The 13,653-nt window shown below is 40.8% G+C and carries 13 protein-coding genes; 9 read left to right on the plus strand and 4 right to left on the minus strand.

The genetic code is table 11. From position 1 onward, the window contains the following. Window positions 1-384: 384 nt before the first annotated feature. From ntcA to V7K27_RS23075, 4 genes are all read left to right on the plus strand, one after another. Entirely contained in the window at window positions 385-1,056 is a 672-nt protein-coding gene (gene ntcA / locus V7K27_RS23060; RefSeq protein WP_010998529.1) for a global nitrogen regulator NtcA, read from the plus strand. Window positions 1,057-1,224: 168 nt separating this feature from the next. Then, window positions 1,225-2,715 carry a DUF3084 domain-containing protein gene (locus V7K27_RS23065; RefSeq protein WP_334950407.1) on the plus strand — a complete coding sequence of 497 codons (1,491 nt, stop codon included), beginning with the start codon at window positions 1,225-1,227 and terminating at the stop codon, window positions 2,713-2,715. Between the two features lie 108 nt (window positions 2,716-2,823). Continuing rightward, window positions 2,824-3,279 carry a pre-16S rRNA-processing nuclease YqgF gene (locus V7K27_RS23070; protein WP_334950408.1) on the plus strand — a complete coding sequence of 152 codons (456 nt, stop codon included), beginning with the start codon at window positions 2,824-2,826 and terminating at the stop codon, window positions 3,277-3,279. 91 nt (window positions 3,280-3,370) lie between these two features. Then, window positions 3,371-3,787: a VOC family protein gene (locus V7K27_RS23075; protein WP_334950409.1), complete on the plus strand. Its 417-nt coding sequence runs from the start codon at window positions 3,371-3,373 to the stop codon at window positions 3,785-3,787. Window positions 3,788-4,029: 242 nt separating this feature from the next. Here V7K27_RS23075 and V7K27_RS23080 read toward each other — a convergent pair whose 3' ends face one another. Continuing rightward, window positions 4,030-4,293 carry a DUF3146 family protein gene (locus V7K27_RS23080; RefSeq protein WP_334824830.1) on the minus strand — a complete coding sequence of 88 codons (264 nt, stop codon included), beginning with the start codon at window positions 4,291-4,293 and terminating at the stop codon, window positions 4,030-4,032. Between the two features lie 65 nt (window positions 4,294-4,358). Beyond that, a complete protein-coding gene (locus V7K27_RS23085; protein WP_334950410.1) occupies window positions 4,359-5,582 on the minus strand; it encodes an RNA-guided endonuclease InsQ/TnpB family protein in 1,224 nt (407 codons plus the stop codon). Window positions 5,583-6,509: 927 nt separating this feature from the next. Between V7K27_RS23085 and V7K27_RS23090 the strand changes: the two genes are divergently transcribed. The 4 genes from V7K27_RS23090 to V7K27_RS23105 all read left to right on the plus strand — a co-directional run bounded on the left by V7K27_RS23090 (window position 6,510) and on the right by V7K27_RS23105 (window position 8,618). Beyond that, the gene (locus V7K27_RS23090) at window positions 6,510-7,376 is read left to right on the plus strand and encodes an aldo/keto reductase (RefSeq protein ID WP_334950411.1); all 867 of its coding nucleotides are present in this window, start codon (window positions 6,510-6,512) and stop codon (window positions 7,374-7,376) included. Window positions 7,377-7,603: 227 nt separating this feature from the next. Then, window positions 7,604-7,816, plus strand: coding sequence for a DUF433 domain-containing protein (locus V7K27_RS23095; RefSeq protein WP_442947641.1), 213 nt, complete (start codon window positions 7,604-7,606; stop codon window positions 7,814-7,816). A 141-nt stretch (window positions 7,817-7,957) separates the two neighbouring features. Then, window positions 7,958-8,446: a PIN domain-containing protein gene (locus V7K27_RS23100; RefSeq protein WP_334950413.1), complete on the plus strand. Its 489-nt coding sequence runs from the start codon at window positions 7,958-7,960 to the stop codon at window positions 8,444-8,446. Further along, a complete protein-coding gene (locus V7K27_RS23105; protein WP_334950415.1) occupies window positions 8,427-8,618 on the plus strand; it encodes a hypothetical protein in 192 nt (63 codons plus the stop codon). The genes V7K27_RS23100 and V7K27_RS23105 overlap by 20 nt, the downstream gene beginning before the upstream one ends. A 144-nt stretch (window positions 8,619-8,762) precedes the next feature. On the opposite strand, the gene V7K27_RS23110 is transcribed toward V7K27_RS23105, so the two are convergent. Continuing rightward, a complete protein-coding gene (locus V7K27_RS23110) occupies window positions 8,763-10,160 on the minus strand; it encodes an amidase (RefSeq protein WP_334950416.1) in 1,398 nt (465 codons plus the stop codon). A 208-nt stretch (window positions 10,161-10,368) separates the two neighbouring features. Here V7K27_RS23110 and V7K27_RS23115 point away from each other — a divergent pair, with 208 nt between their 5' ends. Continuing rightward, window positions 10,369-11,883 (plus strand): hypothetical protein, encoded by a 1,515-nt coding sequence (locus tag V7K27_RS23115; RefSeq protein WP_334950417.1) that lies wholly within the window; start codon window positions 10,369-10,371, stop codon window positions 11,881-11,883. A 780-nt stretch (window positions 11,884-12,663) separates the two neighbouring features. Here the strand turns inward: V7K27_RS23115 and map are convergent. Beyond that, window positions 12,664-13,491 carry a type I methionyl aminopeptidase gene (gene map / locus V7K27_RS23120; RefSeq protein ID WP_334950418.1) on the minus strand — a complete coding sequence of 276 codons (828 nt, stop codon included), beginning with the start codon at window positions 13,489-13,491 and terminating at the stop codon, window positions 12,664-12,666. Between the last annotated feature and the right edge of the window lie 162 nt (window positions 13,492-13,653).

The following is a 13,653-nucleotide window of genomic DNA, read 5'->3' on the forward strand; positions in this document are numbered from 1 at the left end:
AGCATATAAATTCTTAATGCGATCGATCATTAGGAGCATACTAGAATCTGAGGCACGTTTTGTCTTTGTTTTACACAGGATTTGCAAAAATGAATATTGGTAAGAGTGTTTGCTGTGACAAAAATCTTGATTTTTCCTAAAGATATTCTCAAGATATCTTTATTTCTTCTTCAAAAAACCTTTTAAATACAGCGATTATAACTACTTATCAACAATTAATAGCTGAAAGGATCAACAATTATGTATCATTATGAACAAAGAGTTATGAAGAGATTAGTTTGAGTATAGGAAAGTACAGAAAGGTTGACGGTGCTTTATTCATTTTTCGGGTGTATTCTTAGGTAATCAGTTTTTGTTTTTCCGGCATTGGGTAGGGGAAGGGAGATGATCGTGACACAAGATAAAGCCCTAGCAAATGTATTTCGTCAGATGGCGACCGGGGCGTTTCCGCCAGTTGTGGAAACGTTTGAACGCAATAAAACGATCTTTTTTCCTGGAGATCCTGCCGAACGAGTTTATTTTCTTTTGAAAGGTGCTGTTAAACTTTCCAGGGTGTACGAGGCAGGAGAGGAAATAACGGTAGCGTTGCTGCGGGAAAATAGTGTTTTTGGTGTATTGTCATTGCTGACAGGAAATAAGTCGGATCGGTTTTACCATGCGGTTGCATTTACGCCTGTGGAATTACTGTCAGCGCCAATTGAACAGGTGGAGCAAGCACTCAAGGAAAATCCAGAATTATCAATGTTAATGCTGCGGGGTCTGTCTTCGCGCATTTTACAAACAGAGATGATGATTGAAACTCTCGCTCACCGAGATATGGGTTCTAGGTTGGTGAGTTTTTTGTTAATTCTTTGTCGAGATTTTGGGGTTCCTTGTGCAGATGGGATCACTATTGATCTGAAGTTATCTCATCAAGCGATCGCAGAAGCAATTGGTTCAACTCGTGTTACCGTTACTAGGCTATTGGGAGATTTGCGTGAAAAAAAGATGATTTCTATCCACAAAAAGAAGATTACTGTGCATAAACCTGTTACTTTAAGTAGGCAGTTCACATAAAAACAATTGGAGAAAGGGGAGTCGGCGCGTGTTGTGTTTTGAAAAATGACACTAATAGCTAGAGGTAAATCTAAAATTGAGCAATTTCAGCTATTGTCAATTTCCACTTCTCCACAGACAATGCTTAAAAGTAGTAGGCTGTATCTGGAAGGATTTCGGTAGCTAAAGATGACCACCGGATACATCCTCATCGCAGCAATTTTAATTCTGGGAGGCGTAATTGCCACCGTGGGCGATCGCATCGGCACACGAGTTGGCAAAGCCCGCCTCTCACTTTTTAATCTCCGTCCGAAAAACACCGCCGTACTGGTAACGATTTTTACGGGTGGTTTGATTTCAGCATCAACATTAGGGATTTTATTCGCTGCCGACGAAGGTTTGCGAAAGGGAGTTTTTGAGTTAGAGGATATTCAAACAGACCTCAGACAGAAGCGGGAACAGTTAAAAACCGCCGAAACTCAAAAAAGTCAGGTAGAGAATGAGCTAAACCAAGCAAGAATTGCCCAAGCAAAAGCACAACAAGACTTGCAGGTAATCAATCAATCGTTGCAGGCGGCGAATGCCAAACAACTCCAAACACAAGCTCAGTTGAACCGCACCATTAGTCAACAAGCCCAAACGCAAACTCAACTTCAACGCACTCAAGGCCAGCTAGGTCAAGTTGTAACTCAGTATCAAAAAGCCATAGCTGAACTCCAAAGTGTTTACAATCAGAGAAAGCAGCTACAGGCGGCAGTTGAACTATTGAAGACAGAACGTCAACGACTGTACGCTGAAGCTAAAAAAGCTATTGACGAAGCCAAAACAGCTATTGTAAAACGCGATCTTGAACTTGCTAACCGCCAAGAAGCCATAGAAGCACGCGATCAAAAAATTGCCCAACTAGATCAACTAATTCAAAAGCGTAATCTAGAAGTTGCAGCACGAGAGCAAGTGATTGCCACACGGGAATCGCGCCTCAAAGAATTGGAAGGACAACAGGAGCAACTAGAACTGGAAGTTGCAAGGCTGGAAAAATATTATCAGTCCTACCGCGACCTGCGTCTGGGTAAACTAGCTTTAGTTCGCGGTCAAGTTCTGTCTGCTGGTGTAATTCGTGTTACGCAGCCTGGTGCTGCTCGTCAGGCAGTGGTACAACTTTTACAAGAAGCCAATCGCAACGCCAATCTGGAATTAAGTGAGCCGGGTGGAAATGTTGTAAATGTAGAGCTACTGCGCGTAACCCAGGATAGGATTGACCAGTTGAGCAAGCAGATTGGCGATGGTCAAGAATACGTGGTGCGAATTTTCTCGGCTGGTAATTACGTTAGGGGAGAAAAGCAGATAGAATTTTTCGCGGATACAGCCCGGAATCTATTGGTTTTTTCGGGAGGTGCAGTGCTGGCTACAACTACTACCGATTCCAAAACCATGACATCCTATCAGTTACAGCAGCGCCTGGAACTAGTGATTTCTGCTTCCCAATTTCGTGCGCGTAACGCCGGAATTGTCGAAAATGTGCAGGTTGATGGGACTTTTCTGCGCTTTGTCACCCAATTAAGACAGTATAATCAACCCTTGGAGATCAAAGCGATCGCCGCAGAGGACACTTATACAGCCGGGCCATTGAGAGTAAAATTAGTGGCAATAGTCAACGGAAAAATTATTTTTAGTACTTAAAAAGTTATTTGTACACTAAGATTTAAACATATTTGCACAGGAGCTTAAATGCTTACTGTAATTGCATTTCTTAATTTAGAATTTAGAATTTAGAATTTAGAATTTATTATGACTTTCCGTGAATTTTCACCAACGCAACCAGTCATCTTGGGGTTTGATCCAGGTAGAGATAAGTGTGGTTTAGCGGTGATGGGACTCGATCGGCAAGTGTATTATCATCAGGTCGTGCTAGCAAAAGAGGCGATCGCTACCATTGAAACACTGCGTCAAAAGTTTCCCATTTCCTTGATGGTCATGGGCGACCAAACTACAGCCAAGCAGTGGAGAAAGCAATTATATCAGGAATTGACAGAACCTCTGAGTATTATTTTAGTGGATGAGCGCTACACAAGCTTAGAAGCCCGCGATCGCTATTGGCAAATGTTCCCACCCAAAGGGCTAATAAAGCTATTGCCAAAGGGTCTGCGACAGCCACCAAGACCCATAGATGACATTGTTGCCATCCTCTTAATCGAAAGATACTTAAATCGCCTCACCGAATCAGCAATGAGGAATGAGGAGTGAGGAGTGAAAAGTCAATAGTTAGGAATTACTAAGCTGCTTCACATCTTGTCTGCTTTAAGTCTGTTGTTCTATCGTTCAATGAAAAAGTAATATGAACACAAATAATACAGATTTTCCCGCCGTTCAGTTCAGAATTGCTAGACCAACCGACAAACTGGCAAAAGTGGTTGAGTTTTACGAAGATGGCTTGGGATTGAGAAAGCTATACTCGTTTACAGAACATGATGGATACGATGGAGTCATGTTTGGATTGCCTAACGCTCAATACCACCTAGAATTTACAACTCATAAAACTGGAAGTCCCTGTCTTGCTCCAACAAAAGACAACTTACTGGTACTATATATCCCCAATCTAGAAAAAATAGCACAAATCAAAAACCGTCTTTCGAGTTTGGGATATCCCGAAGTGGAGCCAGAAAACCCTTATTGGAAAGGCAAAAGCGTAACGATTGAAGACCCTGATGGTTGGCGTGTAGTGCTTTTCAATGGAAAGTTTAAAATGGAGTGAACAGCAGCACAACTCAATTTCTCAAGATGTGTTTAGCTGATCTTCACAATTTATCGAACAGAATAAAGGCGCCAGTCGTCAGAATTCAGAATGAATTTTGACCGAAAAAGCGGATGAATAATCGGGTTTAAAATCCCCACCAAATCGTAGATTTGGTGGACTTCAATCAGTCGCGGGTCTGAATCCCCGACTGATTGATTCTGACTCCTGAATTCTGACTTCTGAATTCTTCTTCAAAACTCCTAAAGTTCTGCTCGAATAGTAAAAGCATAGTCTCCTCCAGGCTCTAGCTGGTAATCTTGTTGCTCCAAGAATCGACCGAGGGGTTCTTTGATTAAGGCGCGGCCTTGGGAAGGTTTGACGGCAAGTTCTCCCCGGCGAAAATGCCACTGGAAATGCCACTCAAACTCACCCGCATTCACTTCGCCCTCAAGGAAGCCGTGTTGCCAGGATTGGCGGGTAATTCTGACATGGGCAATGGTTTCTGGCAGACGTTTTCCACTCACAATGCTTTATGTCAAGTGTAGATTGACACTCCCCAGACTGAACAAATATCGCTAGGCTCATTTGTTCAATCCGGGGATTCTACATTCACAGACCCGCCGTTAGACAGCAGGCTTGCGCCAACTGCCCAAGAGGGCAAATCTCCTGTAGCGTAAGTTCCGGTATGCCCTACCGTACTGAGTCCTAATCTCAAAATGTTGATGCTAGCGTTCACATCTCTATCTTCCACATACCCGCAATGAGGGCAAACATGGGTTCTTGTAGATAGAGATTTTTTCACTTTCTCGCCACAGTTAGAACAGTTTTGACTTGTATTATAAGGAGGAACAGCAACCGTTACCGAACCATACTTATGCCCAAAATATTCTAACCAAAGGCGGAAAGTATACCATCCAGCATCACTGATAGATTTAGCTAGATGTCGGTTACGTACCAAACCCTTCACATTCAAATCTTCATAGGCGACCAAATCGTTAGATTGGATGACGGAGTATGCCAATCTCTTGCAATACTCTTTTCGCTGCCTACTTACTCTTAAATGTTTACGGGCATACCTATTCCTAGCTTTGTGGTAATTGTTAGATTGCCTTATGAGAGCTTTCTTTTTGGCTGCGCTGAATTTCTTAGATTTGTTCCGATTAGCACGATTTAAAGCTTTCTCAGACTTGCGGTAAAACTTAGGCGCGGGCTCTACATTACCTTTACTATCAGCAATGAAATACTTTAGTCCCAAATCGATGCCAACTACTTGTAGGGAAGGCTGCGTTTCCATCCGCACATCAACATCGATTGCAAATTGAGCATAGTAACCGTCAGCACGACGCACTAAACGGACTCTTTTGATTTGCTTAATATTGTAGTAGTTGAGGTCATAAGTTCCCTTCAGTTTTAGGGTTCCTATTCCTTTCTTGTCGGAAAAAGTAATCACTTTACGATTAGTCGAAAGTTTGTAGCCAGTAGTTTTATATTCAACTGAGCGACAATACTTTTTAAACTTAGGGAACCCCTTTTTGCCTTTAACCTTCTTCTTACAGTTATTGTAAAACCGAGCTATTGCAGACCAAGCACGTTCAGCAGCAGACTGCCGAGCCATTGAATTAAGTTCATCAGCAAAGGGGAATTCTTCAGCCAATACAGCACAGTATTTATTGAGGTCGTATTTCCCAACATCTTTGTTGTCCATCCAGTAACGTAAGCATTTATTCTGAATGAATTGGCTAGTACTAATTGCCTCATCAATAGCCTGATACTGCTTTTGCTTCCCTTTCACCTTGAACTCGTAAACTATCATGGTTCGACCTTTATTTACCATATTCTTATGCTAACATATTTTGCATAAAATATTTAATTAGCACAAGAAGAACAAAGTGTCCCTGGAGCATCTTAGCCTAGAGAGGCGGCTTTTATAACAGCCGATCATGTAGGCTACTTATTTTATTTACCAAACATAGTTCATTTAGACAAACTCATAAAGTGGGTATTTGTAGTTTACAAGGTTGTGTTAATTACATCAAGCCAATAACCTGTATCAACATTGCAATATAGTGCTAGTAGCTACTTCATACATAATTTATTAGCAAATATATATACATAATTAGGGGTATTAAAACGATTTGTGCAAAACTCCCCTATTTTGTTTGAAAACTTTACTTAATCGCCTAACGCCTACAAAGCTTAATTAACCATGAAAAGAGCGCATATATCCAGCCCAGATCACTCGAAGGTGTGATCAGGGCAAAGTCTCCAAATGGAGTCACAATCATAACTTGATAAATTTTACTTCCTTTGCTACCAGTCTTTGTAAGAACGTATGCTTCCTGGAGATCAAACATTTTGAGTTTCTCCATACTTCCCAGCAAATTAAACCGCTTGAATTCACAGTTAATTTGGTTTGGTGAAGGTCGAGTACAACTGAGACTAACTGAAGCAGAATCAAAAACTAAGCAGTAAATCAAAAAGCTTAAACAGACAGTAAAAATGCACCACCCACTAAACCAATAGCTGAGTGGTCGATGCTTTAGTTGCAATCTGATACGGGTTTCCTCTACAATTTTCATCTGTAGTTGTATATAGAATATTTAACCCCTGAGTAGAGTATTCCCCTCGTCGCCCATTTAACGATCATCAAATCTAAGTACTAGGGAAGATTTCTGATGAATCGCTAAAAAAGCTTTGGCTAACTAATGGATAATTGGGGCAGAAAGTTATAGCTAGAAGCATGGAAACCAAACAACTAGGAAAAACTGGTATCTTTGTGAGTGCGATTGGTTTGGGTGGTATGCCCATGTCAATTTCTAATCGCCCTCCCGAATCGCAATCAATCCAAGTTATTCATCGTGCCTTGGAGTTGGGGATTACATTTATTGACACTGCCGATTCTTACTGCAAAGATGAGTCAGACAAGCACCACAATGAGCGGCTAATTCACAAAGCACTTACTACTTACAAAGGTGATGTTAGCCAAATAATTGTGGCAACTAAGGGCGGGTTGATGCGTCCCAATGGCAACTGGACAAGCAACGGCAGCCCAGAACATTTGCGCCAAACAATTCGAGCCAGTTTTGAGGCGTTAGGTGGTGCTAAACCCATCGATGTTTGGCAATACCATTCGCCGGATACTAATTACACTATTGAAGAATCCCTTACAGCAGTTAAAGAAGCAGTAGAGGCTGGTTTGATTCGGTTTGTGGGAGTTTCTAACTTTTCCGTTGAACAAATTAAGCGATCGCGGGATATTGTGGATATTATCTCAGTGCAGAATCAATACAGCCCTTGGCAACGACAGCCAGAAAAGGACGGCGTGTTGAAGTATTGCGAACAGCAAGGATTGACATTTTTGCCTTGGAGTCCCTTTGGTGGTAGGCGTCGCCATCAGGATTTGCAAGATATCCCTGCGATCGCTCAGTTAGCTAAAGAAAAAGGTGTGTCGGTGTATAATATCGTCTTGGCGTGGTTACGTTCCAAGTCGCCCGCTATTTTGCCCATTCCTGGTGCTAGCAAGGTTTCCAGCATTGAAGACTCAGTACAAGCTATCAATGTGAAACTATCTGATGAAGAAGTGCAAAAAATTGATCGGGCAACTTAATCATTCCACTAGCTAACGTAGATGTGGTAGAAGTTGCCTAACATTTCCGTGGCTTGTTTAGCTGCATAAACTCTTTTAAATCTTACACAAAGACGCAAAGAAACTAAGAAATTCTTTGCGCCTTTGTATATTCGTGCGAAACTATTATCGAAGTAATTAAAGCAGAGGGTAAGGCGATTCAAATACTAGCTCAAAGCTTAGGCAATCCTTGGCGTGGAATTGAGAAAATTCCAGGGGTATGTGGTGGGGATGCGTGTATTACAGGAACCCGTATTCCTGTTTGGGTATTAGTTAATGCTCGGAATTTGGGTATTAGCGAAGCTCAACTTTTGAAAGACTATCCAACTTTATCTGCAACTGACTTAACCAACGCTTGGGTTTATGCCACTGTATACCCAGAGGAAATCGCAACAGCCATTAAGGAAAATGAAGAAGACTAATGGCCAATACGGTTCAGTTAAGCATTTTTTTCTTCTCTCTGTTTCCTCTGCGCCTCTGCGGTTCGTTAAAAAAATTGAGTTTGACTAAGAGTTTTAACCTTAACTGAACCGTATTGGACTAATGGCTCGTTTTTATGCACTATGAGTAAAATTTACAAAATTTATCTCGATGTTTGCTGTCTGAATCGAACCCTAGATGATTTAGAACAATTTCGGATTCGTATGGAGGCTGAAGCAGTAACGGAGATTATTCAAAATTGCGAAGATGGCAAATGGATATTGATGAATAGTGATATTATCGAATTTGAGGTTAGTCAACATTCAAACTCATTTAAACAAGAACAAGTTAACTCAATCCTAAATGTAGCAAACATTTATATCCAATCAACTGAAAATATTGAGTTGAGAGCAGAAGAATTAATGAAGTTGAGCTTCAAGTTTCACGATGCGTTACATTTAGCTTTTGCAGAAGTGGGAGAAGCTGATATATTTTTGACGACTGACGATCGCCTTTTCAGGAAAGCAAAGCAATTTCAAAATATTTTAAAAATAGAAGTCGAAAATCCGACGATTTGGTTAATGAATACTTTGCAAACAGAGGAAGAAAACAATGAAACCGACGGAAATTAGACAGCAAGGATATAAAGCCCTAATTGATGCTTTAGGGGTAGCAGGAACGCTGAGATTTTTACAGCAGTTAGAAGTGGGCTATGGTGACTATACTAAAGAACGTCATCAATGGCTCGATCAACTCACAATAAATGACTTTCGTAACTATGTTAAACAAAAAAAAGTTGAATAAAAATAACAAGAACATCATTATATTTGCTTATCTGAGAATCCCACCCTTTCAAGGGGTGGGAGGATGTCAATTTGTCTGCTGTTTCTAAACTTGCAAACAGAATAATTTGTGAAAGTTGTTCCAGGGATGCCTGCATGATTAGCCCTATATTGCAAAGGCTGGACGATGATCAATCCAAGGGTTAGCCGCTTCTAATTGTGCTGCTAGGCTGATGAGTGTGGCTTCAGCCGCAGGTTTACCAATTAGCTGCACACTCATAGGTAAACCCTTACTATCAAAGCCTACAGGAATTGCGATCGCAGGTTGTCCAGTTGCATTAGCAGGTGGACAAGGGGCAACCCATTGAATAATATTTTGGAATGTCTCTTCTGGACTCAGCGAAGCCCATTCCCCAACCATGATCGGTGAATGTAGATAAACTGGCAATACCAGCACATCCACGGTATCGAAAAACGCTACAATCTGCCGTGCCACTATCTGCATTTGAGAAACTGCTTGCAGGTACTCAGCAACAGAACCGGTGCGTACAAATAGCCAGCGATTCACCGGTTGCAAAGCTTCAACAGGAAGTCCTGACGCAGCTACCCCAGCTTGCCAAACGATTTGAAATGGTTCAATTAAACCGCTAAAATCTGGAGATTTCTGTTCAACTTGGTGGCCGAGTTGTTCTAATAACTGCACTGTTTGGCGGACACCTTGTTGACAGTTGGCGTCAGCTTCTCCCAAAGGAGAAATGTTAGTCTCAAAGGCAATTCGCAAAGCACCGAGTTTTGTCTGAGTAGCGGCGAGAAATGATGGTTGGGGATCTGGCAACCAGTAAGGATCGCCTGTGACATAGCCAGAGATGGTATCCAAAAAGGCGGCAGCATCAGCCACAGTCCGGGCGATCGGTCCGTTGGCGGCAATTCCAGCCAGACGTTCGCCTACGGGTGCTTTACTCACCCTGCCCCTAGATGGTTTGAGTCCCACCAAACCACAACAAGCCGCAGGTCCCCGAATTGAACCACCGCCATCAGAACCTTGAGCGATCGCACATAATCCGGCTGCTACTGCCGCCGCCGCGCCACCACTGGAACCGCCAGGGGTATATTCTAAATTCCACGGATTTCTGGCTGGGGGGAAACCCGTAGGTTCGCTGTAAGGTAATGAACCTAATTCGGAAGTAGCTGTTTTACCGAGAATAGTAAATCCAGCTTGCTTAATCCTTGTTACAACCCCATCATCATAGTTAGGGATATTGTTCAGTAATGCCGGATTACCATAAGTACAGGTAACACTTGCTACAGCATTGAGGTCTTTAATGGAAATCGGCACCCCAAAAAATGGCGGTAATTCTGAGGTAGTTGTCAATAATTCTGTTTTGGCTTTGGCATCTGCGATCGCTAGTTCTGCCGTCACCGTAAAATAACTTCCTAATTGGGGATTGAACTGCCCAATCCGTTCTAAATATATTTCCACCAACTCTAGCGGTGATACTTCCCGGCGACGGATTAATTGCGCCAACTCTAGCGCTGGGGTAAATGCTAAATCAACTTCATTCATACGTTAGTGAATGGGTAATTTTGTCTTTCTCTGGGATTTTAAAACTTAAATTGTTACTTTAGCAGGATTTCCGGGAACTATACATTTTATGGCTCCTGAGATTTGCCACTCAACTAGGATGCTCAGATGCAACAGGCGTGGTTACGGTCTTGCTCAAGCCATTTTAATTGTTTCGCATAAACTTTCGACAAATCCCTAAGAAGTATTTATGGCTAACCTAGAAGTACTTGTGAGTGAATTGCCAACACTGATTCAGAGTCTAAAACTGACTATTGGCGATTCTAATCAAATCACCGAACAAATTATCCTGATCAATAACGCTCAGGAACAACTACGGAATCTTAAAAAATTAATTGCTCAGGAATTGAAATTTGATCGCATCAAAAACTCGGCGATCGCTACACTTTTTCAAATCGATACAGCAGCTAGTTTGTTTGTACTTAATGTGGGATTAGTAGATCCAGCGATCGCCGAAAAATTTGGTCACTCAGAAACTAAAATTTCATTAACTGATTTACAATCAAAAATTGATGGCTGGATTGAATGGGGTTATTTTTTGCAGGCAATTGCTGCTGATATTCTCAGTGATGTTCAGTTGGTTAATCAACTAAATTCTGATATTAATCATCTCAGCCTCACCGCCAATTTTCAGGTAATTGCTGAAAGCTTAAAGATTAACTTAGACTTGGGCAACTCTCATATTTTACAACGTCAAATTCAAAAATTTAGCAATTATCAAAATGATTTATTACACTTACAGCAGCAATTAAATTATATTTTTAATGCTATTAAAAGTAGTCACAGCTTATTGAATATTTTATTAGGCGTGTCTGCTTTCTATGGTAAATCTAGTTTCGCCTTAGAGTGGTTAGATGATGACCATGAATTAATTATATCGAGTGAGGGAAAATTTCAAGAATTGACAGATATTCTTAATGATTGTGATTTTTTCCAAGAACAACTTCCGACTTTAATTATTCAGAATGACACTTTAAGGGAACAGGCAGAAGAAGCTCTAAAAAAGATTGAACAAGAAAGTATTAAGGAAGCAATTATTAGTCAGCAAGTAGAAGTAGTACCAAAGTTTTCGACACAAAAAATAGTACGTTCGGCTTTGTTTATAGCCTCAAGTTTATTAATCTTGGGTTTTGGTGGTTGGAAAATTAAAGAGCAAATTCCACAATTGCAGCAGATGAGTCTAAGTTTAGCTCAAGAAGGAAGTGCGATCGCCAAGTTTAAATCTGCTCAAAAAATCGGTATGGAAGCTGCTTCTCTGGTTCAAAATCCACCGCATCCTTTAAACGTCTGGCAACAAGCACAAAACAAATGGCAACAGGCAATAATCTTGTTAGATAGTATTCCTAATGAAACATCAGTTTCTGACCTAGCAAAGAAGAAATTAGCTTACTATCAGATTAACTCTAAATATATCAGTCAAAGAGTGTTAATTGAAAATAAAGCTATAGCAAACTTAGAATCAGCCCAAAAGCTAGCGATAGAAGCTAATTTATTGGTACAAAAATCACCTCATTCACGACTAATTCGGCAGCAAGCAAAAGATAAATGGCAACAGGCAATTAATTTATTAGAAGCGATTCCAGAGAGTACATTTGTCTCTATACAAGCTAAAGAAACGCTTCCTATTTATAAAACTAATTATGCGACTATCAGTCAAATAATCCAAAAAACGATATCATTAAGATACAAAAAAGCCAGATTTTAACTACTGCTAAATACCAAAAAATTAAATTTTGTACTTAAAAAAGTCAGACAGAATTAATTACACAATGTCATTGCGAAGGTCGCGTTCGCGGAATGTAGACGCGAAGCGGCTTCCCGAAGGGTAGTAATTCGCTTGCGGCTGGGATTGCTTCACTTCGGGAAGCAATGACTGGAAATATTTTTGTCCGACTACTTAGTGGGACTTAGACAAAAAACACCCATAAAAAAGCCTCAAAGCTATATACAGAGAGACTTTGACATCGTTTTGCTTGGTTGATTGATATATCTGGGTTTAAGCCATTTTTGAGCATTTGGTGTATTTCCCTTACCCTGCATGGGTTTGAGGCTTGTTTCTCCCTCAAAAGTGTTTAAGTCCCGTTAGCAACTTGGGTTAGATAGCTATCCAACCATGAAAAAAAGCTTTTTCATGGCATCAAAAGCTTAGGAGATAAGCTTTTTAGACAATATCTACGCCGATGCAGAATTTCAATAATGAATGCAGACCAAATGAAAATTTACGTGTTGACTAAACTAAATATTTATTTTTTTTAAATTTTATTGATTGTTTTCAAAATATTTTCTTTAATAGGTGTTTTAAACCTAGTCAAAGAGAGGCTTTCAAAATTTGCTTTGTCGTGTAGTCCAAACATGATTTGCAATAAGCTCGGAAGTTAAGGTATTTTCCCCAGGTTTATTGAGAATTGGAGTTTCGGACTTTTTTTTGCAACCTGTTACATGACAATAGTTTGAGCGATTTTCGCATGACCCGCAACTTGGGTAATTACACCTTAGAACGGTCAGTCAAAATCTCATAACCAGTCTCCGTTACCAACACTGTATGCTCAAACTGAGCCGACAAAGAATTATCCACAGTGACTGCTGTCCAACGGTCAGATAATGTCCGCGTCTGTCTAGAACCCGCATTTAAAATTGGCTCAATTGCCAATGTCATTCCCGCACGCAGTTTAACATTTGGCATCTCACGAGTACGGTAGTTGAATACTGAAGGTTCTTCATGCAGATTACGACCGACACCGTGTCCCGTGAACTCTTCAACTATACTAAAACCGTTAGCTTTCACATGGTCTTCAATTGCTCCAGCTAAGTCAAGTAGGTATACACCAGCCTTTACTTGTTCAATACCCTTATATAAAGCTTCTTCGGCGACGCGAATTAATTTAGCAGCTTCTTGCGTCACTTCACCGACAGCAATTGAAATGCAAGAATCACCATGAAAGCCTTGGTAATAAGCGCCCGTATCTACTTTTAATACATCCCCCACGCGAATCACTTTCTTAGGACTAGGAATGCCATGTACTGCTTCATTGTTAATGCTGGAGCAAATAGAACCTGGAAAACCGTGATATCCTTTAAAACTCGGTGTTGCACCCATTTCGCGGATACGTTTTTCTGCATAAGCATCCAAATCAGCCGTGGTCATTCCTGGCTTTACTAACTCGGAAATTTCTTTGAGGACAGTTGCCACAATTATCGCTGATTGGCGCATGATTTCAATTTCACGCGGCGATTTAATTTCAATTCCTCGGCGTTGTTTTTTCGCAGTTCCAGGCTGAGTTGTTTGAGAAAGTAAGTTACTGAAAATGTTCATAGGAAATTAATAATTGCTGGTGGGTCTGCCGCTTAAGTATCAATGCTTTCTCTAGATTACTTGAGAATTGACACTCTCAGGGCTGAAGCCACTGAGATTCTTGAATCTAAGACATGACTTGCTCAATCAGGCTTACGCCTGATTGAGTAGAGGACTCATCTC

The sequence above is a fragment of the Nostoc sp. genome (assembly GCF_036919575.1).
Lineage (GTDB): Bacteria > Cyanobacteriota > Cyanobacteriia > Cyanobacteriales > Nostocaceae > Nostoc.

Excerpts from the sequence above, each read along its gene's own strand:
- ntcA (WP_010998529.1), top strand. The coding sequence starts at position 385 with ATGATCGTGACACAAGATAAAGCCCTAGCAAATGTATTTCGTCAGATG.
- V7K27_RS23065 (WP_334950407.1), top strand. The coding sequence starts at position 1,225 with ATGACCACCGGATACATCCTCATCGCAGCAATTTTAATTCTGGGAGGC.
- V7K27_RS23070 (WP_334950408.1), top strand. The coding sequence starts at position 2,824 with ATGACTTTCCGTGAATTTTCACCAACGCAACCAGTCATCTTGGGGTTT.
- V7K27_RS23075 (WP_334950409.1), top strand. The coding sequence starts at position 3,371 with ATGAACACAAATAATACAGATTTTCCCGCCGTTCAGTTCAGAATTGCT.
- V7K27_RS23085 (WP_334950410.1), bottom strand. The coding sequence starts at position 5,582 with ATGATAGTTTACGAGTTCAAGGTGAAAGGGAAGCAAAAGCAGTATCAG.
- V7K27_RS23090 (WP_334950411.1), top strand. The coding sequence starts at position 6,510 with ATGGAAACCAAACAACTAGGAAAAACTGGTATCTTTGTGAGTGCGATT.
- V7K27_RS23100 (WP_334950413.1), top strand. The coding sequence starts at position 7,958 with ATGAGTAAAATTTACAAAATTTATCTCGATGTTTGCTGTCTGAATCGA.
- V7K27_RS23105 (WP_334950415.1), top strand. The coding sequence starts at position 8,427 with ATGAAACCGACGGAAATTAGACAGCAAGGATATAAAGCCCTAATTGAT.
- V7K27_RS23110 (WP_334950416.1), bottom strand. The coding sequence starts at position 10,160 with ATGAATGAAGTTGATTTAGCATTTACCCCAGCGCTAGAGTTGGCGCAA.
- V7K27_RS23115 (WP_334950417.1), top strand. The coding sequence starts at position 10,369 with ATGGCTAACCTAGAAGTACTTGTGAGTGAATTGCCAACACTGATTCAG.
- map (WP_334950418.1), bottom strand. The coding sequence starts at position 13,491 with ATGAACATTTTCAGTAACTTACTTTCTCAAACAACTCAGCCTGGAACT.